This is a genomic window from Microbacterium galbum, assembly GCF_032464915.1.
Taxonomy (GTDB): Bacteria; Actinomycetota; Actinomycetes; order Actinomycetales; family Microbacteriaceae; genus Microbacterium; species Microbacterium galbum.
The window spans coordinates 1308328-1331838 of record NZ_JAWDIS010000001.1 but is presented as its reverse complement, the minus strand read 5'-3'; the positions used below and the strand labels follow the sequence as shown (position 1 = coordinate 1331838).

The window sequence follows — 23511 nt, the reverse complement described above, 5'->3', positions numbered from 1 at the left end:
CGCATGCGCGTGATCGTCGCCCCCGACAAGTTCAAGGGCACCCTGAGTGCCCGGGCGGCGGCGGATGCCATGGCCGAGGCCGTGCACGCGTGGCGACGCAGCGCGGAGGTGGTGGGCGTGCCCATCGCCGACGGCGGTGACGGCACGCTCGACGCTCTCGGCGGCGCGAACCGCGAGGACGTGGTGACCGGACCCCGGGGGGCGCCGGTGCGTGCGCCGTGGCGCCTCGACGGCGATCGGGCCGTCATCGAGTCGGCCGTTGCATCCGGGCTCGTGCTCGCCGGGGGAGCGAGCGGCAACGATCCGTGGGCCGCCACGAGCCGGGGCGTGGGCGAGCTCGTCGCCCTCGCACTCGACGGCGGCGCGTCGCGCATCGTCGTCGGCATGGGCGGCTCGGCGATGACCGACGGCGGACGCGGAGCGCTCGAGGCTCTCGGTGATCGCGTCCCCTTCGCTTCCGGGCGGGTCGCCGTGCTGACCGACACGACCGTCGCGTTCGACGACGCTGCGCGGGTCTTCGCGCCGCAGAAGGGGGCGGATGCCGCCATGGTGCGGCGCCTCACGCAGCGGCTCGAGACGGATGCCGCGGAGTGGGCGCTTCGCTTCGGATGCGACGTGCGTCGCGTTCCCCGCACGGGCGCCGCGGGTGGGCTCTCGGGCGCGCTGTCGGCGGCGGGTGCGGAGCTGGTCGACGGGGCCGCCTACGTCTCCGACGCGCTGGGGCTGGACGCGCTGATCGCGGGCGCCGACCTCGTGCTCACCGGCGAGGGGGCCTTCGATGAGACCTCCCTGGCCGGGAAAGGCCCCGGGCACGTGCTCGCGCTCGCCGCGGCGCACGGGGTGCGCGCCCTCGTGGTCGCGGGGGTCGTCGACGCGGGGGCGGCGGACCTGCGCGCGATCTCGCTCGTCGAGACCGTGGGCGAGCGGCGGGCGCGTCAGGAACCCGCCACCGCCGTCCGGATCGCGACCGCGACGGCGCTGGAGCGGTGGAGCGCCGTCATCCCCTCCTGATCAGGGGCGGGAGGCTGTGCGCCTGTGCCTCGACCTCGACGGCGCCGTGCGGTGGGGGCTGCGCCCGCGCGAGCGCCGGGGCGATGGCATCCACGGTCTCGTTCGCCGGTTGCCGCGCCGCCGGCACCGCGGGAGGAGGGTCTGCGAGTGCCGGTGGGGCGTAGCCTCATCTCGTGACGTCGCACCCCGCCGAGATCGCCTCGGGCCCGCCCCTGCGGTGGTCGGCGCTGAGCGCGACGGGTCGGCGGGTGCTGCTGGACCTGCTGGTGCACGGGCCGCGCTCTCGCATCCGCATCGCGGAGCGCCTGGGGCTCTCGCGTGCGAGCCTCACGCGAGTGGCGCGCGAGTTGGTCGATGCGGGTCTGATCCTGCCGGGCGACATGCTGGCCAGCGCCTCGCGCGGGCGCCCCGCCGAAGAGCTGCACCTGCGTCCGCAGGCGGCGCACTTCGTCGGGGTGAAGGTGACCGCGGAGCGGGTGTACGCGGTGGTCACCGACCTCGCTGCGACCGTCGTCGACGAACTCGAGATCGCCCTCGTCTCGCCGGCCGAGGGTGAGGTCGTCGACGCGATCGTCGACGCGACCCGGGCGCTGGGAGCCCGGCACGGGACGATGTCGGCGCTCGGCGTCGGGCTCGCGGCCGACGTCCTGCGACGGGAGGGGGAGCCCCTCGTGGCGAGCTCGCCCCTGCTCGGGTGGAGCGCCCCGGTGCCGCTGGCGCGGCTGCTGGCCGAGCGGGTCGGGATGCCCGTCACCATCGCGAACGACGTGCACGCGTTGACAGCCGCTCACCACTGGTTCGGCAGCGGCGTCGACCACCGCTCCGTCGTCGTCTACGGGGTCGGCGCCGGCATCGGGTGCGGCGTCGTGATCGACGACGAGTTGGTGCAGGGGTCTCACGGGCGCAGCGGCCGGGTGGGTCACACCCGGATCGCCCGGACGGGGCGTCCGTGCACGAACGGGCACCCCGACTGCGTGCACAGCTTCGTGAGCATGCCGGCCATCGAAGCGAACGCCGGCGTGGCGCCCGGCGACTATGCCGTCGCCCTCGAGCGTGCGCGCGCCGCCGACGGGCGCGAGCGCGCGGCGTTCGCGTCGGCGGCCTACGCCCTGGGGGCGGCGGTGGCCGAGACGGTGAACCTCCTCGACCCGGAGCTGATCTCGCTCATGGGCGAGGGCCTCGACATGCTCGACCTGGACCCCGCCGCGTTCGACGACGGCCTCAGCGCGCACCTGGAGCAGGTTCCGCGCACGAGCGTCCGCATCGACCGACCGCCTTTCGCCTTCGGTCTGTACGCCCGCGGCGCCGCCGCGACGGCGATCCGCGAGCTGCTCTCGGTCTGACCCGGCGCACACCGCCCCCGACGCGGGGACCTCCTTCGCGTGCGCGCGGATCGTTTTTGTTTCATAGGTTGACAAAATCGAGCGGGGCGGCGAGGGTAGGACGCGAGCACCCGGGGGTCGGCCCCGGGGAGCATCGGCCGCACCCTCGCCCGGAGCCGGTCGCACCTACAAAGGAGTAGTTCGTGAAGCGCAGCAGTCTTTTCCGCGTCGGGGCCCTCGCCGTCGCGAGTGCCGCCGTCCTGACCACCGCCGGCTGCGCCGGCGATGCGGGGCAGTCCTCGGGTCCGGTGACCCTCGAGTACTGGGCGTGGGCACCCGGCATCGGCGACGTCATCGATGTCTGGAACGAGCAGAATCCCGACATCCAGGTGAAGGTGGTCGAGGCCGCGGGCGCCGACGACATGATCGCCAAGCTGCTCGCGGCACAGCGCGCGGGCGAGGGTCCCGACCTCGCCCAGGCCGAGTACCAGAAGCTGCCCAACATGGTCGTCAGCGACGTGGCTCTCGACATCAGCGAGTACGCCGACACGTTCACCGACGGTTTCTCCGAGGGGGCGCTGAGCCTGGTCACCGTCGGAGACGGCGTGTACGCCGTGCCCCAGGACACCGGCCCCATGATCTTCATGTACCGCAAGGACGTCTTCGACCAGAACGGATGGACCGCGCCGTCCACCTGGGACGAGTACGCGGCACTGGCGCAGACGGTGAAGACCACCCTCCCCGGCACCCTGCTCGGGGGCTACCCCGACGATGCGTCGACGATGGCCGCCTACGCGCAGCCCCTCGGCGCCGAGTGGTGGGCCACCGAGGGCGACGCCTGGAAGGTCGGCATCGACGAGGCCCCCACGCAGCGCGTCGTGGACTTCTGGCAGCCGCTGGTCGAGCAGGGTCTCGTCGACACCACGCACTTCTTCACCCCGGAGTGGGGCACGAAGATGAACGACGGCAGCATCCTCAGCTGGACCGCGGGGGCCTGGGCACCCGCCGCCGCGTTCTCGGTGGCGCCCGACACCGCGGGCCTCTGGGCCGCCGCGAAGATGCCCACGTGGGACGGCGAGACCGGCACCGGCTTCATGGGCGGCTCCTCCGTCATGGTTACCAAGAACACCGAGCACCCGAAGGAGGCCGTCGAGTTCCTCCAGTGGCTCAATGCGAGCGACGAGGGCACCAAGGGGCTCATCGACATCGGACTGTTCCCGGCCTCCTCGGCGGGCCAGTCGCAGCTCGCGGGTCAGCCCGTGCCCGACCTGGTGAGCGACCAGGCGGACTTCTGGGACCTCGCCGTCGACATCGCCGAGAACAGTGCCCCCTTCACCTGGGGTCCGAACGTGCAGGTGGCCTTCGACTCGTGGTCCGACGGGGTGAAGGCCGCGACGCAGAACGGCGGCTCGTACACCGCCGTCTTGAAGTCGGCTCAGGATGCCGTGGTCGCCGACCTCGAGAAGTCCGGATTCACGGTCCAGTGATCGCCCCGCGGTGGGAGGGCCCGCGCCCTCCCACCGCCGACCCAGGAGAACGACCTGTGACCACCACCGTCTCGCGCGCGGCATCCCGGCGCACCTCCCTCCGGCCCCGCGTGGCCCCGTGGGCGTTCCTCGCGCCCGCGCTCGCGCTGTTCACGATGTTCCTCATCGTGCCCATCGGGTACGCCATCTACCTCAGCGTCATGCAGCTGCGCTCCAGCGGCGGCGCCTTCGGCATCCGTCGGCAGACCTTCGTCGGTCTCGACAACTACGTCGCCTCGCTCACCGATCCCGAACTCGTGGCATCCCTGGGTCGGCTCGGGATCTTCGCCCTCATCTCGGTGCCGCTGACCCTCGGTCTCGCGCTGACGTTCGCGCTGCTGCTGGATCTGCCCGGGGTGCGCCTGGCCCGCTTCTCGCGCCTCGCGATCTTCCTGCCGTATGCCGTGCCCGGGGTGATCGGCGCTCTGCTGTGGGGCTTCCTCTATCTTCCGCGCACGAGCCCTGCGACCTACGTGCTGCAGGCGGTGGGGCTGCCGTCGGTCGACTTCCTGAACGGCTCGTGGCTCTACCTGTCGCTGTCGAACATCGCCGTGTGGGCGGGCGTCGGCTTCAACATGATCGTGATGTACACCGCGTTGCGGTCCATCCCCAGCGAGCTCTACGAGGCGGCCAAGATCGACGGCGCCTCGGAATGGCAGATCGCCTGGCGGATCAAGGTGCCCCTGCTCACCCCCGCGCTCGTGCTGACGTTCCTGTTCTCGATCATCGCCACGCTCCAGGCGTACGGCGAACCCACGACGCTGCGGTCGATGTCGAACTCGATCTCGTTCAACTTCTTCCCGCTGATGAAGATCTACCGCGACGCGTTCAACCTGGACAACACCTCGGGAGCGGCAGCCGCCTCGGTCGTGCTGGCCCTGGGAACCCTCGTCGTCTCGCTCGGGCTCCTCCGCCTCCTGCAGCGCCGCACCTTCGGAGAGAACTGATGGCCACCCTCACCGCCGACGCCCCCACGACGCGCGCCCCGCGGCCGCCCGCGCGCCGCCCACGCCCCGTGACCCGGGGCCGCGTCATCCCCACCCTCGTGCTGTTGATGGGCGCGATCTACACGCTCATCCCGATCGTCTGGGTGATCACCGCCTCGACGAAGTCGCGCGGGGAGCTGTTCAGCACCTTCTCGTTCCTGCCCGGGACCGGGTTCTGGCAGAACCTCGTCGACCTCTCCACCTACGGCGGCGGCGTGTACTGGAAGTGGGCGGGCAACAGCCTGCTCTACGCCGGGGGCGGAGCCGTCCTGTCGACCCTCGTGTCGGCGGCGGCCGGGTACGCGCTCGCCCGCTACCGGTTCCGGGGGCGCGCCGTGGTGTTCAACGTGCTGCTCGCGGGCGTCATGCTGCCGCAGATCACCCTCGCGATCCCGCAGTACTTCCTCATGGCCGAGCTGGGCCTCGCGAACACGTACTGGGCCGTGCTGCTGCCGAGCATCATCAACCCGTTCGGCATCTATCTCGCCACCATCTACGCGCAGTCGTCGGTGCCGGAGGAGACCGTCGAGGCCGCTCGCCTCGACGGGGCGAGCGAGTTCCGCATATTCCTGTCGATCGCGATGCCCGTGATGGTCCCCGGCCTGATCACCGTGTTCATGCTGCAGTTCGTCGGCATCTGGAACAACTTCCTGCTGCCGTTCATCATGCTCAGCAACGAGCAGCTCTATCCCCTCACCACGGGTCTCTACCTGCTGCTCAATCGCGGCACGGGGACGCCCGCGCTCTACTCGCTCGCAATCGTCGGTGCGCTGCTCGCCATCGTGCCGCTCCTGCTCCTGATGATCTTCCTGCAGCGCTTCTGGCGACTCGACCTCGTCAGCGGCAGCCTCAAGGGCTGACGTCCTCCGCTCGCGCCTCCTCCCCACGAAAGAACCATGAACGACTTCTCCTCGCACGCCGCCGACCTGCCCGCCCCCACCCGCTTCGACTGGATCGCCGACGGCATCGCCTTCGGAGCCGACTACAACCCCGAGCAATGGCCCGAGGAGCTGTGGCCCGAGGACATCGCGCTGATGCAGCGCGCGGGAGTGACCTCGGTGTCGCTCGGCATCTTCTCGTGGGGCCTGCTCGAGACCGCCGACGGGGTCTGGGACTGGGGGTGGCTGGACCGCATCATGGACCTGCTGCACGCCGGCGGAATCGGGGTGAACCTGGCCACCCCGACCGCGGCGCCGCCGATCTGGCTCCTGCGGGCGCACCCCGAGATCGCGACGGTGGATGCCGACGGCCACCGCACCGCGCAGGGAGGGCGCCTCGCCTGGTCGCCGAGTTCTGCGGTGTTCCGCCGCTACGCGCTGCGCGTCGTGCGCGCGATCGCCGAGCGGTACGGCTCGCATCCGGCGCTGCGCATGTGGCACGTCAGCAATGAGATCGGCAATGAGAACGGGCGCTGCTACAGCGAGGAGACGGCCGCGGCCTTCCGCCTCTGGCTCGCCGAGCGCTTCGGCGAGGTCTCGCGTCTGAACGCTGCGTGGGGCACCGCGTTCTGGGGCCACCACTACACCTCGTTCGACCAGATCGAGCCGCCGCGCGGCGCACGCACGGGGCACAACCCCGGTCTGCTGCTCGATTTCGAGCGCTTCACCTCCGACGCGTTGATCGGCCACTACCGCGCCGAGCGCGACGAACTGCGACGGATCACCCCCGGAATCCCGATCACGACGAACTTCATGGTGATGAACACCCCGGGCGCCACCGATCATGAGGTGTGGGCCCGCGAGGTCGACATCGTCGCGAACGACCACTACACGATCGGGGCCGACCCGTTCCGGCACAGCGAGCTGGCCTTCAGCGCCGACCGCGTGCGCGGCCTGGTCGGCGGGCGCCCCTGGATGCTCATGGAGCACTCGACGGCCGCGGTGAACTGGCAGGGCGTGAACCGCGCGAAGTCCGTCGGCGAGATGGCGCGCGACTCCCTCGCGCACGTGGCTCGGGGCTCCGACGGCATCCTGTTCTTCCAGTGGCGGGCGTCGACGGCGGGAGCCGAGCAGTACCACTCGGCGATGCTGCCGCATGCCGGGGCGGACTCCGCGATCTTCCGCGACGTCGAACGGCTCGGCGCGACGCTGAAGGCCCTCGCCCCCGTGCGGGGGACGCGGGTCGAGAAGGCGCGGGTCGCCCTGCTCTTCGACCACGACACGGTCGCGGCCCTGCGCAGCGGCCGCATGCCCAGCGACCTCGTCGACCCGATGGACATGCCGATCGCGATCCACCGCGCCCTCACGCTGCGCGGCGTCGCCGTCGACGTGCTGCCGTCCTCGGCCGACCTCGACGGATACGCGGCGGTCGTCGTTCCCACGCTCTACCTGGCCGATGACGCGCTGCCCGCGCGCCTCGAGCGGCTCGCGAACGACGGCGCCCATGTGCTCGTGACGTACCTCTCCGGCATCGTCGACCCCGAGAACCGCGTGCGCGCCGGCGGATATCCGGGCGCCTTCCGCGATCTGCTCGGCATCCGCGTCGACGAGTTCTTCCCGCTCATGGCGGGCGAGAGCGTGACGCTCGACAGCGGCCATACGGCATCGGTGTGGCTCGAGGACGTCGATGCCCGCGACAGCGAGGTGCGCGCGCGCGTGACCAGCGGCGAACGCTCCGGCACGGCGACCTGGACGCGGCGTTCGCTCGGACGTGGCAGCGCGTCGTACCTCGCGACCCGCCCCGACACCGAAGGTCTCGACGCGGTGCTGTCCGATCTGCTCGCCGCCGCCGGGGTGGGCCCGGTGGTCGCGTCCGAGCCCGGGCTCGACGTGATCCGACGGGTGGGCGACGGCTCGTCGTACCTCTTCCTCCTCAACCACACGGATGCCGAGCGCTCGGCGGCGGCGTCGGGGCGCGACCTCGTGACCGGTGAACGGTACGACGGCACCGTGCGGGTGGCATCCGGAGCCGTCGTCGTCGTGGAGGAGGAGCGATGAAGTTCACCGACGGGTTCTGGCAGCTGCGGCCGGGCGTGCGCGCGCTGTACGCGCAGGAGGCGGTCGACATCCGCGAGGTCGAGACGATCGACGGTCCGGGCCTGCGCGTGCTGGCCCCGACGAAGGTGATCGAGCGCCGCGGCGACACGCTGAACCGGCCCGTGCTCACCACCACCCTGTCGTCGCCGGCCGAGGGGGTCGTGCGCGTGCGCATCGAGCACCACACCGGTCGGGGCCGCGGCTGCTCCTTCCCGCTGCCGGGCGCCGGTCGCGGGGCCGGAGCGGTCGATGCGGAGGCGGGGGTGCTGCGCAGTGGGGCCCTCGAGGCGCGGGTGACCGCCGGTGCGCCGTGGGCGCTGTCGTTCCGATCGGACGGCCGTCTGCTCACCGCCAGCGCGGCCAAGGCCCAGGCCTACGTCACCCTCGACGAGGGGGCGCAGGTCGACCGGGCGATCGTCGACCCGGCGGGATCGAGCCCGCCGCGCACGTTCGTCCACGAGCAGCTCGACCTCGGCGTCGGCGAGCTCGTCTACGGCCTCGGCGAGAGGTTCGGGCCGCTGGTGAAGAACGGCCAGTCCGTCGACATCTGGAACGCCGACGGCGGCACCTCCAGTGAGCAGGCGTACAAGAACGTGCCCCTGTACGTCTCGAACCGCGGGTACGGCGTACTCGTCAACGACCCGGGCCACGTGTCCTTCGAGGTGGGCTCCGAGGCGGTCGAGCGCGTGCAGTTCTCCGTCGCGGGCGAGGCTCTGGAGTACTTCGTCTTCGACGGCCCGACCCCGAAGGACGTCCTCTCGCGCTACACGGCTCTCACCGGCCGGCCCCCGGTCGTGCCGGCATGGTCGTACGGCCTGTGGCTGTCCACGAGCTTCACCACCGACTACGACGAGGCGACCGTCACCTCGTTCATCGACGAGATGGCCCGCCGCGAGCTGCCCGTGTCGGTGTTCCACTTCGACTGCTTCTGGATGCGCGAGTTCCAGTGGTGCGACTTCGAGTGGGATCCCCGCGTCTTCCCCGACCCCGACGGCATGCTCCGGCGCCTGCACGAGCGCGACCTGCGCGTGTGCGTGTGGATCAACCCGTACATCGGCCAGGCCTCGCCGCTGTTCGCCGAGGCGGCCGAAGCGGGCTACCTCGTGCGCCGAGCCGACGGATCGGTGTGGCAGTGGGACCTGTGGCAGGCCGGAATGGGCCTGGTCGATTTCACCGACCCGGATGCCACCCGCTGGTTCCAGGAGCACCTCCGACGCCTCGTGCGACAGGGCGTGGACTGCTTCAAGACCGACTTCGGAGAGCGCATCCCCCTCGACGTCGTCTACGCCGACGGCACCGCGCCCGACCGCATGCACAACCTCTACACCGAGCTGTACAACCGCGCGGTCTACGACGTGCTCGTCCAGGAGCGCGGCGAGGGCGACGCGGTGCTGTTCGCGCGGTCGGCCACGGCCGGCGGGCAGAGCATGCCCGTGCACTGGGGAGGGGACTCCACCTCGACGTTCGCGTCGATGGCCGAGACCCTGCGCGGAGGCCTGTCGCTCGCGATGAGCGGCTTCGCGCACTGGAGTCACGACATCGGCGGCTTCGAAGGGCTTCCGGATGCCGCAGTGTTCAAGCGCTGGACCGCATTCGGCCTGCTCGGAACCCACAGTCGCTTCCACGGATCCGAGTCGTACCGCGTGCCGTGGCAGTTCGACGACGAGGCGGTGGAGATCACGCGCCTGTTCACGAACCTCAAGATGCGGCTGATGCCGTACCTCTTCCAGCTCGGTCTGACCGCCGCCGACACCGGCGTGCCGGTCATGCGGCCGATGGCGTTGGAGTTCCCCGACGACCCGGCCGTCGCCCACCTCGATCGGCAGTACATGCTCGGCTCCGACCTCCTCGTCGCGCCGGTGTTCTCGGCCGAGGGCGATGTGGAGTTCTACCTCCCCGAGGGGCGCTGGACCCACCTGCTGAGCGGCGAGACGGTCGAGGGCGGGCGGTGGCTGCGCGAACGCCACGGCTTCGACAGCCTGCCGCTGTACGCCCGCCCGGGCGCCGTCATCCCGTGGGGGGCGCGGGGGGACCGGCCCGACTACGACTACCTCGACGGACTCGAGGTGCGCGTCTTCCCCGGCGGCAGCGGAACGCGCGAGATCATCGTCACGACCCCCGACGGGCGATCGTCCGTCCTCACCGTCGACCTCGAGGAGCCTTCCCGATGACCCTTCCCCCGACGGTCGGCTCGACCGACTACCGCGACAGCGGGCTCGTCTTCCCCGAGGGCTTCACGTTCGGCTCGGCCACGGCGTCCTACCAGGTGGAGGGGGCGGCGGCGCAGGACGGCCGGCTCCCCTCGATCTGGGACACCTTCAGCAAGACCCCGGGTCGCGTCTGGAACGGCGACACCGGCGACGTGGCCTGCGACCACTACCACCGCTGGGAGGCCGACCTCGATCTCATGGCGGAGCTGGGCCTCGGCGCCTACCGGTTCTCGATCGCGTGGCCGCGCATCGTCCCCGAGGGCACCGGCGCGGTCAACCAGGCGGGCGTCGACTTCTACTCGCGTCTCGTCGACGGCCTGCTCGAGCGGGGCATCCGGCCGGTGGCGACGCTGTACCACTGGGATCTGCCGCAGACCCTGGAGGATGCCGGCGGTTGGCCGATGCGCGCGACGGCCGACGCCTTCGAGCGCTACGCCGAGATCATGGGCGCGGCTCTGGGCGATCGCATCCACACCTGGACGACGCTGAACGAACCCTGGTGCTCGGCCTACCTCGGCTACGGGCAGGGCGGACACGCGCCGGGGCGACACGAACCGGCCGCCGCGCTCGCCGCGGTGCACCACCTGAACCTCGCGCACGGCCGCGCGGTGCAGGCGCTGCGGGCCACCTCGACCGGCGACCCGGAGTACTCGGTGACGCTGAACTTCCACGTGCCGCGGGGCCGCGGTGAGCAGGCGGCGGAGGCGGTGCGACGCGTGGACGCCCTCGCCAACCGGGCCTTCACCGGCCCGATGCTGCGCGGGGCCTATCCCGACGACCTGCTGGCCGACACGGCATCCGTCACCGACTGGTCGTTCGTGCACGAGGGCGACCTGGATGCCATCCATCAGCCCCTCGACGTGCTGGGCGTGAACTACTACTCCACCGTCACCGCGCAGATCTGGGACGGGGTGTCGCCGAAGCAGAGCAACGACGGACACAAGGCCGCCGCCGGCGGCACGGCGTGGCCCGGGAGCGACGACGTGCTCGAGTTCCTGCCGCAGCCGGGCCCGTCGACCGCCATGGGCTGGAACATCGCGCCCGAGGGACTCGAGGAGCTCCTGCTGTCGCTGCGCGAGCAGTTCCCGCAGCAGCCGCTCATGGTGACCGAGAACGGCGCCGCGTTCGACGACGTCGTGGCCGGCGACGGGTCCGTCCCCGACCCGGAACGGCTCGACTACCTGCGCCGTCACTTCACCGCCGCCCACCGCGCCCTCGAGCAGGGCGTCGATCTGCGCGGCTACTTCGTGTGGTCGCTGATGGACAACTTCGAATGGGGCTACGGCTACGCGAAGCGCTTCGGCATCGTCCGCGTCGACTTCGACACCCTCGAGCGCACCGTGAAGGACAGCGGGCGCTGGTACGCCGAGCTCGCGCGCACGGGGGTGCTGCCGGCCTGAGGCCGGGGCGGATGCCGCGGCGTCGGGCACGGTGGCCGTGCGCAACGGCGGAGGACGCGGTCGACACGCCGCCGCGGGCAGGTACGCATCGGCGGGTCGGGCAATCGACCCGCCGATGTGCACATGGACGGGACTTCAGCCCGGTCCCGGCGTGGCACCGGCCGGAGCCGAGCCACGACGGCCCGGGCCGTGACCCGGCGTCACGCCGTCTTCGCGATCCTGACCCGGATGTCCTTCATCAGCGGCTGATCGCTCTGGCGGCTGTAGTCATCGGGGCCGAGCAGCACGTTCAGCTCCGGGAAGTAGCCGGCGGCGCTGCCGCGCGGGGTGTCGTACTCCAGGGCGCGGAACGCGGTCACACGGCGCACCGACCCGTCTCGCGAGGTCGCCACGATGTCGACGAGGTCGCCCTCGGCGAGACCGCGTTCCTTCATGTCGCGCCGGTTCATGAACACCAGCTCGCGGATGTTGCGCACGCCGCGGTAGCGGTCGTCGGCCGAGTAGATCGTCGTGTTCCACTGGTCGTGCGAGCGCATGGTCTGCAGCACCAGCACGTCGGCTTCTTCGGGGATGACGTTCGGCAGTTCGGCATCCGAGAACTCCGCCTTGCCGGAGGGCGTCTGGAAGTCGCGCTCGCGCGCGGGCTGAGGGATGCGGAATCCGTACTGCTGGCGCACCAGCTCGTTGAAGCCCTCGAAGCCGGGCAGCGCCTTCGCCATCGTGTCGCGGATGCGGTCGTAGTCGCCCACGTACCACTCCCACGGGGTCGCCGAGCCGGGCATGGTCGCCCGCGCGATGCGCGCGATGATCTCGGGTTCGCTGAGCAGGTGCGGCGACGCGGGCTTGCGGGAGCCGAGCGAGAGCATGACGGAGCTCATGGCATCCTCGGTCGAGATCGACTGCGGGCCCGCCTCCTGCATGTCGCGCTCGGTGCGGCCGAGGCACGGGAGGATGAGCGCCTCCTTGCCGTGGGTGAGGTGACTGCGGTTGAGCTTGGTGCTCACGTGTACGGTCAGCTCGCAGCGGCCCATGCCCTCGGCGGTCAGCTTGGTGTCGGGAGCGGCCCGCACGAAGTTGCCGCCCATGCCGAGGAACACCTTGAGGTCACCACGGTGCAGGGCCGCGACCGTGTGCACGGTGTCGAGGCCGGGCTCGCGTGGCGAGGTGATGCCGCACACCTCGTCGAGCTTCGCCAGCCATTCCTCGGTGGGCTTGTGGTTGATGCCGCAGGTGCGGTTGCCCTGCACGTTGCTGTGGCCGCGCACGGGGGAGGGACCGGTGCCCTTGCGGCCGACGTTGCCGCGGAGCAGCAGCAGATTGACGATCTCGCGCACCGTGTCGACGCCGTGCTGGTGCTGGCTGACTCCGAGGCACCAGCTGATCACGCACGCCTTCGAGGCGAGATAGATGTCGGCGGCCGCGCGGATCTCGGCCTCGGTGAGTCCCGCCTGCTCGACGAGCTCCGACCACGGCGTCGCCTCGACGAGGGCGCGGTAGGCGTCGAGGCCGCTCGTGTACTGGTCGAGGAAGGCCTGGTCGAGCGCCGTGGGGTCGGTCTTCGACGCCTCGAACACCACTTTCGCCATACCGCGGACGAGGGCCAGGTCGCCGCCCGGGCGCACCTGCAGGTTCATCGTGCTCGTGGGGGTGCTGTTGAACGTCGCCATGTCGACGATCTCGTGCGGCACGATCGTGCGGGTGCCCGCGACCTCGCGCAGCGGGTTGACGTGCACGACCTGGGCGCCGCGGTCGATGGCCTCGGCGAGGCTCGTGAGCATGCGGGGGGCGTTCGAGGCGGCGTTGACGCCGAGCACGAAGAGGGCGTCGCACGCCTCCCAGTCCTCGAGGTCGGCCGTGCCCTTGCCGGTGGCGAGGGATGCCGTGAGCCCGCGGCCCGAGCCCTCGTGGCACATGTTCGAGCAGTCGGGGAGGTTGTTCGTCCCGAGCTCGCGCGCGAACAGCTGGTAGAGGAACGACGCCTCGTTGCTCAGGCGGCCGGAGGTGTAGAACGCCGCCTGATCGGGGGAGTCCAGGGCCGTGAGGTGCTGCGCGATCAGGCGGAACGCGTCGTTCCACGAGATCGGCACGTAGTGGTCGGTCGCGGCGTCGTACGCCATCGGCCCCACCAGCCGCCCGGCGTCCTCGAGTTCGAAGTCGCTCCACTGCGACAGCTCGCTCACGGAGTGCTCGGCGAAGAACTCCTTGCCCACGCGCTTGTGGGTCATCTCCCACGTGACGTGCTTGATGCCGTTCTCGCAGATGTCGAGGGTGACGCCCTTGTCGTCGGGCCACGCGCATCCCGGGCAGTCGAAGCCGCTCTTCGGGTGGTTCATCGTGAACATCGCCTTGGTGCCCGCCAGGGGCTGACGCTGTTCGTAGAGCACCTTGCCCACGGTGAGGGCGGCGCCCCATCCGGCGGCGGGATGCTCGTAGGGGCCGGTGCTCGACCACTCGCCGTCGACCTGCGGCCCGAGGCCTCCCTGGCGCGGTTCCTCGGTCATCAGCCCGAACGACTCACCCATGTTCACCCTCCGTGGTTTCCGGCGCCGAGCCGGTGGCATCCACACACCGCGCGCACGAACGTCAGCGTACGCCCGCGACCTCTTCCGCCACGGGGGTTGTGGATGGGACGACGATGCGATCCGCGCGGGTGTACAGGTTCATGCTCGACCCGCGGACGAAGGCGGCGAGCGTGAGGCCCGCGCGCTCGGCGAGTTCGACGGCGAGCGACGACGGCGCCGACACGGCCGAGAGCATCGGGATGCCGGCCATCACGGCCTTCTGCACGAGTTCGAAGCTCACGCGGCCCGACACCTGCAGCACCGTCTCACGCAGGGGAAGGCGGTCGTTCAGCAGAGCCCACCCGACGACCTTGTCGACGGCGTTGTGCCGACCCACGTCTTCGCGGGCGACGAGGAGCTCGCCCGTCGTGCCGTCGAAGAGTGCGGCCCCGTGGAGGCCGCCGGTCTTGTCGAACGTCTTCTGCTGCTCGCGCAGCCGGTCGGGGAAGGCCGCGACATCGTGTGCCGGCACCGACAGCGCGTCACGGGAGACGTCGTAGGTCGAGACCTTCTCGACCGCCTCGATCGACGCGGTGCCGCACACCCCGCACGAGCTCGTCGTGTAGAAGGAGCGGGCGATGTCGGGGGAGGGCAGGGCCACGCCCGGCGCGAGCGTGAGGTCGAGCACGTTGTAGGTGTTGCCGTCGGCGCCTCCCGTGCCCGGACCGCCGCAGTGGATCGCGCGGGCGAACTGGTCGCCGCGGCTGATCACGCCCTCCGACACGAGGAAGCCGGCGGCGAGCTCGACGTCGTGGCCGGGCGTGCGCATCGTCACGGCGAGCGGCGATCCGGCGACGCGGATCTCGAGCGGCTCCTCGACCGCGATGGCATCCGGTCGCTGTCGGTTCGCCCCCTCGAGGGTGATGCGCGTCACCCGGCGCGAGGTGGTGAGACGGCCCATGTCAGGACCGCACCGACGGGAGCTGGGGGGACATGGGTCGAGCGTACGCCCGGCCGACGCGGGACCGGCCCGGGAACCCCACGTTCCCGGGCCGGTGGTACGGCGTCCTCGATCAGGCCGTGACGGTGCGACGACCCCGCACGCGCACCACGGCGCCGGCGACGAGGGCTCCCGCGATCGGGGCGACGATGAAGACCCACAGCTGGCTCAGCGGCAGGGTTCCGCCGTAGACGGCGGTGGCGATCGACCGTGCGGGGTTCACGCTCGTGTTGCTGATCGGGATGCTGATGAGGTGGATGAGCGTCAGCGTGAGGCCGATGCCGATCGGGGCGAACGCCTGGTACTCGGCCTTGGCGGTGACCGAGAGGATCACCGCGAGGAAGATGCCGGTGAGCACGGCCTCGGCGACGAACACCGCCGCGAGGCCGTAGCCGCCCGGGCTGCCCTCGCCGAAGCCGTTCGAGGCGAAGCCCGCCTCCTGCGCAGCGGCGAATCCGTCGGGGCGCCCCGCGAGCACGAGCGCGATGACGCTGGAGGCCAGGATGCCGCCGATCAGCTGCGCGAGGATGTACCCCGGCACGTGGCGGGCGTCCGTGCGGCCGGCCGCCAGCAGACCGAGGGTCACGGCGGGGTTGAAGTGGCCGCCGCTGATGTGGCCGACCGCCGCGATGCCCGCGACCAGGGTCAGGCCGAAGGCCAGGGCCACGCCGAGGAAGCCCACGCCGGCCTGGTTGTCGTCGGCGCTGGGGAAGTTCGCCGCGAACAGCGCCGTGCCCACCCCGCCCAGCACCAGCAGGAAGGTGCCGAACAGCTCCGCGGCGTACCGCGCGGGCGACGACCAGCTGCCCGCCTTCTGCCGCTGCTGCTCCGAGGTGGAATCCGCGATGTCGACCGGCTCGTTGCGCTTCTTGTCCTTCTTGCCCATGATGCTCCGTTCTGTCTGTTCCCACGGGTGTGTCGGGGGGATGACGTTGCGAGCAGGGCGAGTGTCACACCCGAATTCCTCGGATGCCGCCGCAACCCCCGAATGATGGCGACACGAAACGAACGGGAGGTGCCGCTTGACCCTCCCGCCACGACAGCGATATACGCCGTAAGCGCATTCGCTGACATACACATCGCGAAAGGAATTTCAATCCCGGCGTGACGATTCCGAAAGCCGGTACGTCTTAGTGGTGTAGGCCGAAGCGCCCACCCCGAATCATCGGGTCACGACATCGAAAGGCACGGACATGGCTGAGAACGCCCCCACCACCCCCGCTGCGCAGAACGTCCCCCAGTCGGCGTCGCGCGTGAACCGTCCCCTCGCCGCGCGCGGTCAGGAGACCCACACCGAGGGCAAGACCACGATCGCCGAGGGCGTCGTCGCCAAGGTCGCCGGCATCGCCGCCCGTGAGGTCAACGGCGTGTTCGCGCTCGGCGGCGGCGGAGCCCGCGCGCTCGGCGCCATCCGCGACGCCATCAACGCCACCGACCTGACGCAGGGCGTCAAGGTCGAGGTGGGCGAGACCCAGGCCGCCGCCGACGTCACCATCGTCGTCGAGTACGGCGCCCCGATCCAGGAGGTCGCCGACCAGGTCCGCGGTCGCGTCGCGGGTGCGATCAGCCGTCTCGTCGGTCTCGAGGTCGTCGAGGTCAACGTCGATGTGAACGACGTCCACATCCCGGGCGACGACAACAACGACGCCGAGTCCGAGAAGCGCGTCCAGTGAGCGCCACGACGAAGGGCGCTCTCGCCGGCCTCGTGCTGGCCCTCAGCGCTCTGATCTTCGGCTTCTGGGGATTCATCCTCGTCGCCCTCTTCATGGCGATCGGTGTGGTCGTCGCCCGCATCACCGCGGGTGAGATCGACTTCCGCAACGTCGTCAACGCCTTCAAGGGTCGGAGCACATCGTGACCACCGTCACCGCCTCCCCCGGGGTCGGCAGCCGCAGCGCGGTTGCCGGCCCCGGCCTCCCGGCCGGCCGGGTGAACATCGCCGACCGCGTGCTGCAGAAGACGGCAGAGCGTGCCGCCGCCGACATCATCGGGGTGGATGCCAAGGGCGTCCACGTCGAGATCGTCTCGGCCCGCGACACCGCCGCCGTGCGCGTCACGTCGCCGTTCCCGGTGCCGCGCCTCGACGACACCGCGGCCGTCCAGGCCGCCACCCCCGTGCTCGAAGCGGCCGCTGCCGCCCAGAGCGAACTGCGCACGCGCCTGTCGCGGCTGTTCGGCCGCGAGATCTCGCGCGTCGACCTGACCATCTCGGGCGCCACCGCCCCCCAGCGAAAGCGAGTGCTGTGATGACTGACGCCGTGCTCCGCACCGTCGTGCGTCGCGAGACGCACTCCCCGCGCACCGTGGCCATGCTCGTCGTGGTCGTGCTGCTCCTGCTCGTCCTGGCCTACGCCGCGGTCGAGATCATCCTCGCCCTCACCGGTGCCCAGCCGCTGCTGGTCTCGCCCGGCGAGGCTCTCAACGCCGTCGTCGCAGCCCCGACCGCTCTCATGCCGGTCGCCTTCATCGTCGGCGGCGTCGTGCTCGCGATCCTCGGACTCATCGTCCTCGTGGTCGCCCTCAAGCCCGGGCGCTTGTCGCGTCACGAGATGGAGTGGGGCCAGCGTGCCGTCGTCGTCGACAACGGCGTCGTGGCATCCGCCCTGGCTCAGCACCTCAGCAACGAGTCCGGGATCGCCCGTGACGACATCGTCGTGGGCGTCGCCCACCGCGCCGTCGACGTGACGGTGCGCCCCCCGGTCGGCATCCCGGTCGACGAGGCGCAGCTGCGCCGGATCGTCGACGCCGAGGTCGCCGCCTACAAGCTCACCCCCGCCGTGCGCACTCACCTGCGCATCGAGCGTCCCGACACCAAGGAGTCCTGATGAACGCCACGCGTCGCGGTCTGAACCGCTTCATCCTCTTCCTGGTCGCCCTCGTACTGCTCGGCCTGGGCGCTCTGGCGCTCGTCGTCGGACTGCTGCCCGGTGGCGCCGACACCTGGACCTCCGTCATGGGCGGATTCCAGGGCTGGCTCGAGTCGCTGGGCCGTGACTCGGCGGGCTGGGGTGCCGTCGCCGCCTTCGTGGTGCTCGCGATCATCCTCATCGTCATCGCGTCGGCCGCCGTGCGCGGGCGCCGCCACGCTGCGCTGCAGTCCACCGGCAGCGCGAACGACGCCGGTCGCATCACCGTCACCGACGGTTTCGCCTCGGAGGCGCTGAAGAACGCGCTCGCCGAGCGTGACGAGATCCTCTTCTCGCGCATCACCGCCGGCGAGATCAAGAACGAGTCGGTCCTGCATGTCGCGGTCACCCCGCGACAGAACACCTCGCCGCGCCAGGTGGCGGAGCACGTCGACACGCTCGTCACCAACCTCGCCACCCTCACGGGCCAGAACCTGCGCGCGTACATCTCCATCCACTCGGGTCTGCGTGCGAAGCTCGCTCGCGACAACACCCGCGTGCACTGACCCCCCACGAGGAGACGTCATGACCACCATCGATGCCACCATCGACCCGCCCGACCTGGATGCCGCGGCGAGCCTCGCCGCCACGGCTGCCGGCTCCGTGCCGGGCGTCCACGCCCTGGGCAGCCTGCTCGGCCGCGCGTCGGATGCCGTCCGTGAGCGCGTGGGCCTGGCCAGCACCGCTCCCGGCGTGAAGATCGACACCGACCGCGCCGATTCGGTCACGGCGACGATCTCGCTGGTCGTCGACTATCCGCACAAGCTCCACGAGGTGTCGGACGCGGTGCGTACCGCCGTCCGCACGGCCCTCGAGCCGCTCGGACGCGGGCGCATCGACGTCGACGTGGTCGTGACCGGCGTCTTCGGCCCGTTCGACCGCGACGTCGTCGCCGAGGCGGAGGAGAAGGCGGACGCCGCGACGGCCGTCGTGCGCGAGAAGGCGGAGGCGGCGGGCGACCGCGCCCGCGAGATCGCCGGTGAGGCGAAGGAGAGGGCGGATGCCGCGTCGGCGGCGGTGCGCGAGCAGACGGCCGACGCTGCTGCCGTCGTGCGCGAGAAGGCCGATGACGCCGCGAAGGCGCTCGGCGACGCGAAGGACGCCGCCTCCGACCTCGCCGCCGGAGCGGCCGCTGCGGCCGGGGAGTTCGCCCGTCAGAACGCCGAGGCCACGCGCCGTGAGCAGGCGGAGGCCGACATCGACGCCGCCGACCGCGTGACCGAGGGTCTCGAGCCGACCGACGAGGGCTCGGCCCTGGACAGCACCGACCCCGTCGCCGAGAGCGAGCGCGCCGACGTGCGCGGTGTCGAGGAGCGCGCCGACGTGCGCGACGTCGTCGCCGAGGCGCTCGAAGACGCCGCGGTCGACATCGCGATCGCGGCCGACGAGGTGCGCGCCGACGACGAGACGCCGGCAGTCGACGGCGTGCAGTCGGTCGTGGAGGACGAGCGACCGCGGAGCTGAGATCACAGACGTGAGAGGGCGCCCCGGCTTCGGCGGGGGCGCCCTCTCGTCGTGAGGCGAGGCCTACTGCGCCGTCGCGTTGTCGTACGCGCGCTGCGCGGCCTGCTGCGCGTCGGCCAGGGCCTGCTCGGTCGTCTTGTCGCCCAGCAGAGCCGCGGTGATGGCGTTGTTCAGCTCGTTCTGGATGTCCTGGCCGGCGGGAGACGAACCGAACGACCGGCCGGAGCCGACGACGTCGTAGTAGGTGGAGATGACCTGATCGAACCCGCTGTCGCCGGTGGGCGCGACGTACTGCGACCGGATCTTCTCGTCGGCCTCGGGCGACCCAGTGAACAGGCCCGTGTTGAGTCCGCCCTTGCCCTCGATGGTCGCGGCGCGCGCGGCGCCGGCCGCCATCCACGCCTCGGTCGAGGTCAGATCGGTCATCCACGCGCACGCCGCGGCGGGGTTCTTCGCCCCGGCGGGTACCACGAACGCGGTGCCGGAGGCGAGGGAGAACGGCTGGCCCTCGGCATCCCGGAAGGGGACCGCCTGCAGGGAGATCTGATCGCGGTAGGCGCTCAGCACGTTCGGGTACCACTGGTTGGCGACCTGCGCGCCGACCTGGTTCGACACGAACTGGTTCGCGTCGCCGAAGGTGTCGAACGAGTCGGTGAAGCTCTTCACCGCGGCGTACCCGCCTTGCGCGTCGGTGATCCTCTTCAGTGCGTCGATGCCCGCGGCGTTCGAGGGGTCGTCGAGGGTGGGCTTGCCGGTGTCGTCGGTGAGCTGGCCGCCCATGCCCAGCACCCACAGGCCGCCCTGTCCGGTGGCGACGGGATCGAATCCGAGGCGGGTCGGGGTGCTGCCCGAGCCCTGATAGATCTTGCCGATCGCGGCGAGGAGGCCGTCCATGTCGGAGGTGTCGAAGGCGTCGGGGCTCACGCCCGCCTCGTTCAGCACGTTCATGTTCAGCAGGATCGCGGGCGGCTGATAGAACTGCGACACCGCGTAGACGGCGTCCTCGTACGTGACGTCGTCGACGACGTTCTGGTACCACCGGTCGGTGGGGGTCACGCCCTTCGCCTCGAAGCACGCATCGAGCGGCATCAGCAGTCCTTGAGCGGCGTAGGTCGTCACGTACCGGCGGTCCATCTGCACGACGTCGGGCACGTTGCCGCCGGCGATGCGGGTCGTGAATTTCTGCGCGTCGAAGGCCGTGGCATCCAGGGTCACCTGCACGTCGGGGAGCTGCTCCGCGGCGTAGTCGAGGCGCGACTGGCCCACGTCGTCGGCGTTCTCGAAGCCCCACGCCGCGAGGGCGCCGCTCGGCGTGGCGGAGAAGTCGACGTCGGCCGCCTGCTCCTCGGCCCCGCCACCGCTGCAGGAAGTCAGGAGGAGGGCGGATGCCGCGACCGCGGCGACACCGGCGAGGGAGCGCTTGCGCATGATGGGTCCTTTCGGGACGGGGGGATCTCAGCCCTTACGGCCTTGGGTGGCGACGCCCTCGACGAAGTACCGCTGGCCGAAGGCGAAGATGATGAGCATCGGGAGGGTCACCAGGAGGGAGGCGACCATCACGTACTGGTAATCGCCCTGACCGCCCGCACTCGGGCTGTACTTCGTCATCGCGTAGGCGATGCCGAGCGGGGCGGTGAAGTCCTCGACGCTGCCGGCGTTGAGGTAGATGAGCGCCGCCTGCAGGTTGTTCCAACTGGCCTGGAACTCGAAGAGGAACACGATGATGAAGGAGGGGATCGACAGCGGCATCGCGATGCGCCAGAACAGTCCCCAGGCGCTGCAGCCGTCGAGCCGCGCCGCCTCGAACAGCTCGCGCGGCACGCCGAGGAAGAACTGCCGCTGCAGGAAGATGTAGAAGGCGCTGCCGAACAGGTTCATGCCCCACAGTGGCACCCACGTGCCGAGCAGGCCCGTCTCCTTCCAGATCAGGTAGATCGGGATCATCGTCACCGCGCCCGGCAGCATCATCGTGGCCAGCACGAGGCCGAACAGCAGTCCGCGGCCGGGGAAGCGGAAGTAGGCGAAGCCGAAGGCGACGATCGAGCTCATCACCGCCACGGTGGTGGCGGCGAGCAGGGCGATCGCGACGCTGTTGAACATCCAGTTCAGCAGCGGCAGCTGGTTCCACACCTCGGCGTAGTTGCCCGGCAGGAACGTCTTCGGGATGAGGGCGTTGTCGAACACCTCGCCGCGCGGCTTGAGGCTCGCCGCGAGCAACCATGCGAAGGGATAGAGGAACAGCAGTGCGAACAGCACCAGCACCGCCGCGAGTACGACGCGGCCGGCGAGGGTCTTCGGCTGGCTGAGCGCCCGGCGCCAGCGTCTGCGGGGCGGGACGACGAGTTCGGGACGCGCCTGCGCGACCCCGGGCGTCTGCAGGGTCGTGGCCATCAGCGGTCCCCCTCGTAGTAGACGAAGCGGTTGCCCAGGCGCACCTGCACGAGCGTGATGAGCAGGATGATCACGAACAGCAGCCATGCCATGGCGGCCGCGAAACCGAAATTGAACTGCCGGAACGCCTGCTGGAAGAGGTAGATCGCGTAGAACAGGGATGCCTCGGGCGAGGCGTTGCTCTGATCGCGCCAGAACAGCAGGTACGCCTGGTCGAACACCTGGAACGCAGCGATCGTCAGCACGATGACGTTGAAGAACATCGCGCCCGAGATCATCGGCAGGGTGATCGAGAAGAACCGGCGGATCGGCCCGGCGCCGTCGATCTGCGCGACCTCGTGGAGATCGACGGGCACGTTCTTGATCGCCGCGAGGAAGATCACCATGGTGCCGCTGACGGTCCACAGCGCCATGATGACGATGCTCGGCTTGACCCACGCGGGGTCGACGAGCCACTGCGGACCCTGGATGCCGATGGCCCCGAGTGCCTGGTTGATCGCGCCGGAGTTGCCGTTGAGCAGCAGGAAGAACACCGCCGCCGTCGCCACGGACGGCGTCATCTTGGGCAGGTAGTAGAGCGTGCGGAAGATGCCGGCGCCGCGACCGACGCGGCTCAGCAGCAGCGCCAGGAAGAGAGCGAAGGCGATCTCGAGCGGCACCGCCATGACGGCGTAGAACAGGGTGTTGCCGAGTGACACGGCCACCCGCGGGTCTTCGAAGAGCTGGGCGTAGTTGGCGGCCCCGACCGGCCGGGCGGCGCCGGTGGCGAGGTTGTAGCTCGAGAACGAGATGACGAGGCTGTAGATCATCGCCCCCGCCGTGAAGACGAGGAAGCCGATGATCCACGGCGAGATGAACAGGTAGCCCGCGATCGCTTCGCGGCGGTTGTATTTGACCCTCTGTCGAGGAGGTCGGCGGTGCTTTCCGGCGGTGTCGCTCTCGGTGGCAGGGGTGGAGGAGACGGTCACCGGCAGGACCGGTCGGCGGCGGAGGACCCGGGGATGATGTCGCGCATTGTCTTCTCCTTTCGCGCGCCGTCTCGGCATCGAGAAGCGCTTCGCCAGGGTCGGGAAGTGCTCCGAGAAGGTCCAGGGCGTTGCCAAGACGTCGGCGACGTGCGATAAGCGCTCGGCCGGGCCGACGGCGCGTCATCCCTCCGCGAGTCGCACGATCGGCACGCCGTCGCACGCCGATCGACGCCATCGGCGGGCGTGATCCCGCGCGGATCGTGCGACTCGCGGGGCGTCGCGCGGGGCGGACCGCGGCGCCGTCAGAGTGCGCGGAGGTAGCGCCGGGTCATCCACGCCTGCACGAGGCGACCGACCGGCGCACCGACCCGCGTGAACCAGCGCCCCGGGCGCGAGAACGCGGCGATGTCGAACACCACCTCGCCCGACGGTCGCAGCGTGAGCGTGAACCGTTCCTCCCCGCGCTCGGGGTGCCCCGGCAGCGTGCCGTAGGCGAATCCCGCGACGGTGTCGGTGCGTTCGGCCCACACCACGAGGCACGGGATACGGAAGCTCAGGATGCCGACCCCCAGGCGCATCGTCACGCGGGTGCCCTCGCGCATCGGCGTCTCGCTCAGCACGACGCGCGCTCCCGCCCGGCGCTGCGCCTCACCCGCGAGGAGGGCATCGGCGGCGCGCGCGAAGACGTCCGACCCGCGGCCGATCACCCGGTGGGCGCGTACGTGGTGGGAGCCCGCGGGCATCTCGCCGGCGGTCGCGCCGACCTCCGTGTAGGTCAGGCCGTCCATGCGCACACGGTAGCGGGGTGCGGCGGCCGGACGACCCGGGTTGCGGTCGGCGCCGGCCTGCCG

21 protein-coding genes are annotated in these 23511 nt (G+C 70.9%); 14 read left to right on the top strand and 7 right to left on the bottom strand.

The genetic code is table 11. The features are described 5' to 3' along the window. The first annotated feature begins 3 nt into the window (after nt 1-3). The 8 genes from RWH45_RS06265 (at nt 4) to RWH45_RS06230 (ending at nt 11430) form a co-directional block, all read left to right on the top strand. A complete protein-coding gene (locus tag RWH45_RS06265; RefSeq protein WP_315994019.1) occupies nt 4-1011 on the top strand; it encodes a glycerate kinase in 1008 nt (335 codons plus the stop codon). 173 nt (nt 1012-1184) lie between these two features. Further along, complete coding sequence (locus RWH45_RS06260) at nt 1185-2354, top strand: ROK family protein (protein ID WP_315994018.1); 1170 nt, start codon at nt 1185-1187, stop codon at nt 2352-2354. A gap of 182 nt (nt 2355-2536) precedes the next feature. Further along, on the top strand, nt 2537-3820 hold the full coding sequence (locus tag RWH45_RS06255; RefSeq protein WP_315994017.1) for an ABC transporter substrate-binding protein: 1284 nt from the start codon (nt 2537-2539) through the stop codon (nt 3818-3820). 56 nt (nt 3821-3876) lie between these two features. Beyond that, a complete protein-coding gene (locus RWH45_RS06250) occupies nt 3877-4806 on the top strand; it encodes a carbohydrate ABC transporter permease (RefSeq protein ID WP_315994016.1) in 930 nt (309 codons plus the stop codon). After that, nucleotides 4806-5705, top strand: coding sequence for a carbohydrate ABC transporter permease (locus RWH45_RS06245; RefSeq protein ID WP_315994015.1), 900 nt, complete (start codon nt 4806-4808; stop codon nt 5703-5705). Before RWH45_RS06250 ends, RWH45_RS06245 begins: the two co-directional genes overlap by 1 nt. A gap of 36 nt (nt 5706-5741) precedes the next feature. Then, nucleotides 5742-7781 carry a beta-galactosidase gene (locus RWH45_RS06240; protein ID WP_315994014.1) on the top strand — a complete coding sequence of 680 codons (2040 nt, stop codon included), beginning with the start codon at nt 5742-5744 and terminating at the stop codon, nt 7779-7781. Then, a complete protein-coding gene (gene yicI, locus RWH45_RS06235) occupies nt 7778-9991 on the top strand; it encodes an alpha-xylosidase (RefSeq protein WP_315994013.1) in 2214 nt (737 codons plus the stop codon). The genes RWH45_RS06240 and yicI overlap by 4 nt, the downstream gene beginning before the upstream one ends. Beyond that, entirely contained in the window at nt 9988-11430 is a 1443-nt protein-coding gene (locus RWH45_RS06230) for a glycoside hydrolase family 1 protein (RefSeq protein WP_315994012.1), read from the top strand. The genes yicI and RWH45_RS06230 overlap by 4 nt, the downstream gene beginning before the upstream one ends. Nucleotides 11431-11630: 200 nt before the next feature. On the opposite strand, the gene RWH45_RS06225 is transcribed toward RWH45_RS06230, so the two are convergent. The 3 genes from RWH45_RS06225 to aqpZ form a co-directional block, all read right to left on the bottom strand. Further along, a complete protein-coding gene (locus RWH45_RS06225) occupies nt 11631-13952 on the bottom strand; it encodes an FdhF/YdeP family oxidoreductase (protein ID WP_315994011.1) in 2322 nt (773 codons plus the stop codon). Between the two features lie 61 nt (nt 13953-14013). Next, nucleotides 14014-14892: a formate dehydrogenase accessory sulfurtransferase FdhD gene (gene fdhD, locus RWH45_RS06220; RefSeq protein ID WP_315994010.1), complete on the bottom strand. Its 879-nt coding sequence runs from the start codon at nt 14890-14892 to the stop codon at nt 14014-14016. 112 nt (nt 14893-15004) lie between these two features. After that, nucleotides 15005-15817 carry an aquaporin Z gene (gene aqpZ, locus RWH45_RS06215; protein ID WP_315994009.1) on the bottom strand — a complete coding sequence of 271 codons (813 nt, stop codon included), beginning with the start codon at nt 15815-15817 and terminating at the stop codon, nt 15005-15007. A 307-nt stretch (nt 15818-16124) separates the two neighbouring features. Here aqpZ and RWH45_RS06210 point away from each other — a divergent pair, with 307 nt between their 5' ends. Genes RWH45_RS06210 through RWH45_RS06185 form a run of 6 tightly spaced genes read left to right on the top strand, consistent with a single transcriptional unit; the run spans nt 16125 to nt 19301 of the window. Continuing rightward, nucleotides 16125-16604: an Asp23/Gls24 family envelope stress response protein gene (locus tag RWH45_RS06210; protein WP_315994008.1), complete on the top strand. Its 480-nt coding sequence runs from the start codon at nt 16125-16127 to the stop codon at nt 16602-16604. Then, nucleotides 16601-16789 carry a DUF2273 domain-containing protein gene (locus RWH45_RS06205; RefSeq protein WP_076673182.1) on the top strand — a complete coding sequence of 63 codons (189 nt, stop codon included), beginning with the start codon at nt 16601-16603 and terminating at the stop codon, nt 16787-16789. The genes RWH45_RS06210 and RWH45_RS06205 overlap by 4 nt, the downstream gene beginning before the upstream one ends. Next, nucleotides 16786-17178, top strand: coding sequence for an Asp23/Gls24 family envelope stress response protein (locus RWH45_RS06200; protein ID WP_298870280.1), 393 nt, complete (start codon nt 16786-16788; stop codon nt 17176-17178). Before RWH45_RS06205 ends, RWH45_RS06200 begins: the two co-directional genes overlap by 4 nt. Further along, complete coding sequence (locus tag RWH45_RS06195) at nt 17178-17756, top strand: Asp23/Gls24 family envelope stress response protein (RefSeq protein WP_315994007.1); 579 nt, start codon at nt 17178-17180, stop codon at nt 17754-17756. The genes RWH45_RS06200 and RWH45_RS06195 overlap by 1 nt, the downstream gene beginning before the upstream one ends. Next, nucleotides 17756-18343 (top strand): hypothetical protein, encoded by a 588-nt coding sequence (locus tag RWH45_RS06190; RefSeq protein ID WP_315994006.1) that lies wholly within the window; start codon nt 17756-17758, stop codon nt 18341-18343. The genes RWH45_RS06195 and RWH45_RS06190 overlap by 1 nt, the downstream gene beginning before the upstream one ends. Nucleotides 18344-18362: 19 nt before the next feature. Then, complete coding sequence (locus RWH45_RS06185) at nt 18363-19301, top strand: Asp23/Gls24 family envelope stress response protein (RefSeq protein ID WP_315994005.1); 939 nt, start codon at nt 18363-18365, stop codon at nt 19299-19301. A gap of 63 nt (nt 19302-19364) precedes the next feature. Here the strand turns inward: RWH45_RS06185 and RWH45_RS06180 are convergent, their stop codons facing one another. From RWH45_RS06180 to RWH45_RS06165, 4 genes are all read right to left on the bottom strand, one after another. Beyond that, the gene (locus RWH45_RS06180; RefSeq protein WP_315994004.1) at nt 19365-20729 is read right to left on the bottom strand and encodes an ABC transporter substrate-binding protein; all 1365 of its coding nucleotides are present in this window, start codon (nt 20727-20729) and stop codon (nt 19365-19367) included. 27 nt (nt 20730-20756) lie between these two features. Next, complete coding sequence (locus tag RWH45_RS06175) at nt 20757-21692, bottom strand: carbohydrate ABC transporter permease (protein ID WP_315994003.1); 936 nt, start codon at nt 21690-21692, stop codon at nt 20757-20759. Next, nucleotides 21692-22660: a carbohydrate ABC transporter permease gene (locus RWH45_RS06170; RefSeq protein ID WP_315994002.1), complete on the bottom strand. Its 969-nt coding sequence runs from the start codon at nt 22658-22660 to the stop codon at nt 21692-21694. Before RWH45_RS06170 ends, RWH45_RS06175 begins: the two co-directional genes overlap by 1 nt. Before the next feature lie 302 nt (nt 22661-22962). Beyond that, on the bottom strand, nt 22963-23448 hold the full coding sequence (locus tag RWH45_RS06165; protein ID WP_315994001.1) for a DUF1990 domain-containing protein: 486 nt from the start codon (nt 23446-23448) through the stop codon (nt 22963-22965). Between the last annotated feature and the right edge of the window lie 63 nt (nt 23449-23511).

Bases quoted from the DNA above. Each gene is read 5' to 3' on its own strand.
- RWH45_RS06265 (WP_315994019.1), top strand. From the start codon at position 4: ATGCGCGTGATCGTCGCCCCCGACAAGTTCAAGGGCACCCTGAGTGCC.
- RWH45_RS06245 (WP_315994015.1), top strand. From the start codon at position 4,806: ATGGCCACCCTCACCGCCGACGCCCCCACGACGCGCGCCCCGCGGCCG.
- RWH45_RS06240 (WP_315994014.1), top strand. From the start codon at position 5,742: ATGAACGACTTCTCCTCGCACGCCGCCGACCTGCCCGCCCCCACCCGC.
- yicI (WP_315994013.1), top strand. From the start codon at position 7,778: ATGAAGTTCACCGACGGGTTCTGGCAGCTGCGGCCGGGCGTGCGCGCG.
- RWH45_RS06230 (WP_315994012.1), top strand. From the start codon at position 9,988: ATGACCCTTCCCCCGACGGTCGGCTCGACCGACTACCGCGACAGCGGG.
- RWH45_RS06225 (WP_315994011.1), bottom strand. From the start codon at position 13,952: ATGGGTGAGTCGTTCGGGCTGATGACCGAGGAACCGCGCCAGGGAGGC.
- fdhD (WP_315994010.1), bottom strand. From the start codon at position 14,892: ATGGGCCGTCTCACCACCTCGCGCCGGGTGACGCGCATCACCCTCGAG.
- aqpZ (WP_315994009.1), bottom strand. From the start codon at position 15,817: ATGGGCAAGAAGGACAAGAAGCGCAACGAGCCGGTCGACATCGCGGAT.
- RWH45_RS06210 (WP_315994008.1), top strand. From the start codon at position 16,125: ATGGCTGAGAACGCCCCCACCACCCCCGCTGCGCAGAACGTCCCCCAG.
- RWH45_RS06195 (WP_315994007.1), top strand. From the start codon at position 17,178: ATGACTGACGCCGTGCTCCGCACCGTCGTGCGTCGCGAGACGCACTCC.
- RWH45_RS06190 (WP_315994006.1), top strand. From the start codon at position 17,756: ATGAACGCCACGCGTCGCGGTCTGAACCGCTTCATCCTCTTCCTGGTC.
- RWH45_RS06185 (WP_315994005.1), top strand. From the start codon at position 18,363: ATGACCACCATCGATGCCACCATCGACCCGCCCGACCTGGATGCCGCG.
- RWH45_RS06180 (WP_315994004.1), bottom strand. From the start codon at position 20,729: ATGCGCAAGCGCTCCCTCGCCGGTGTCGCCGCGGTCGCGGCATCCGCC.
- RWH45_RS06175 (WP_315994003.1), bottom strand. From the start codon at position 21,692: ATGGCCACGACCCTGCAGACGCCCGGGGTCGCGCAGGCGCGTCCCGAA.
- RWH45_RS06165 (WP_315994001.1), bottom strand. From the start codon at position 23,448: ATGGACGGCCTGACCTACACGGAGGTCGGCGCGACCGCCGGCGAGATG.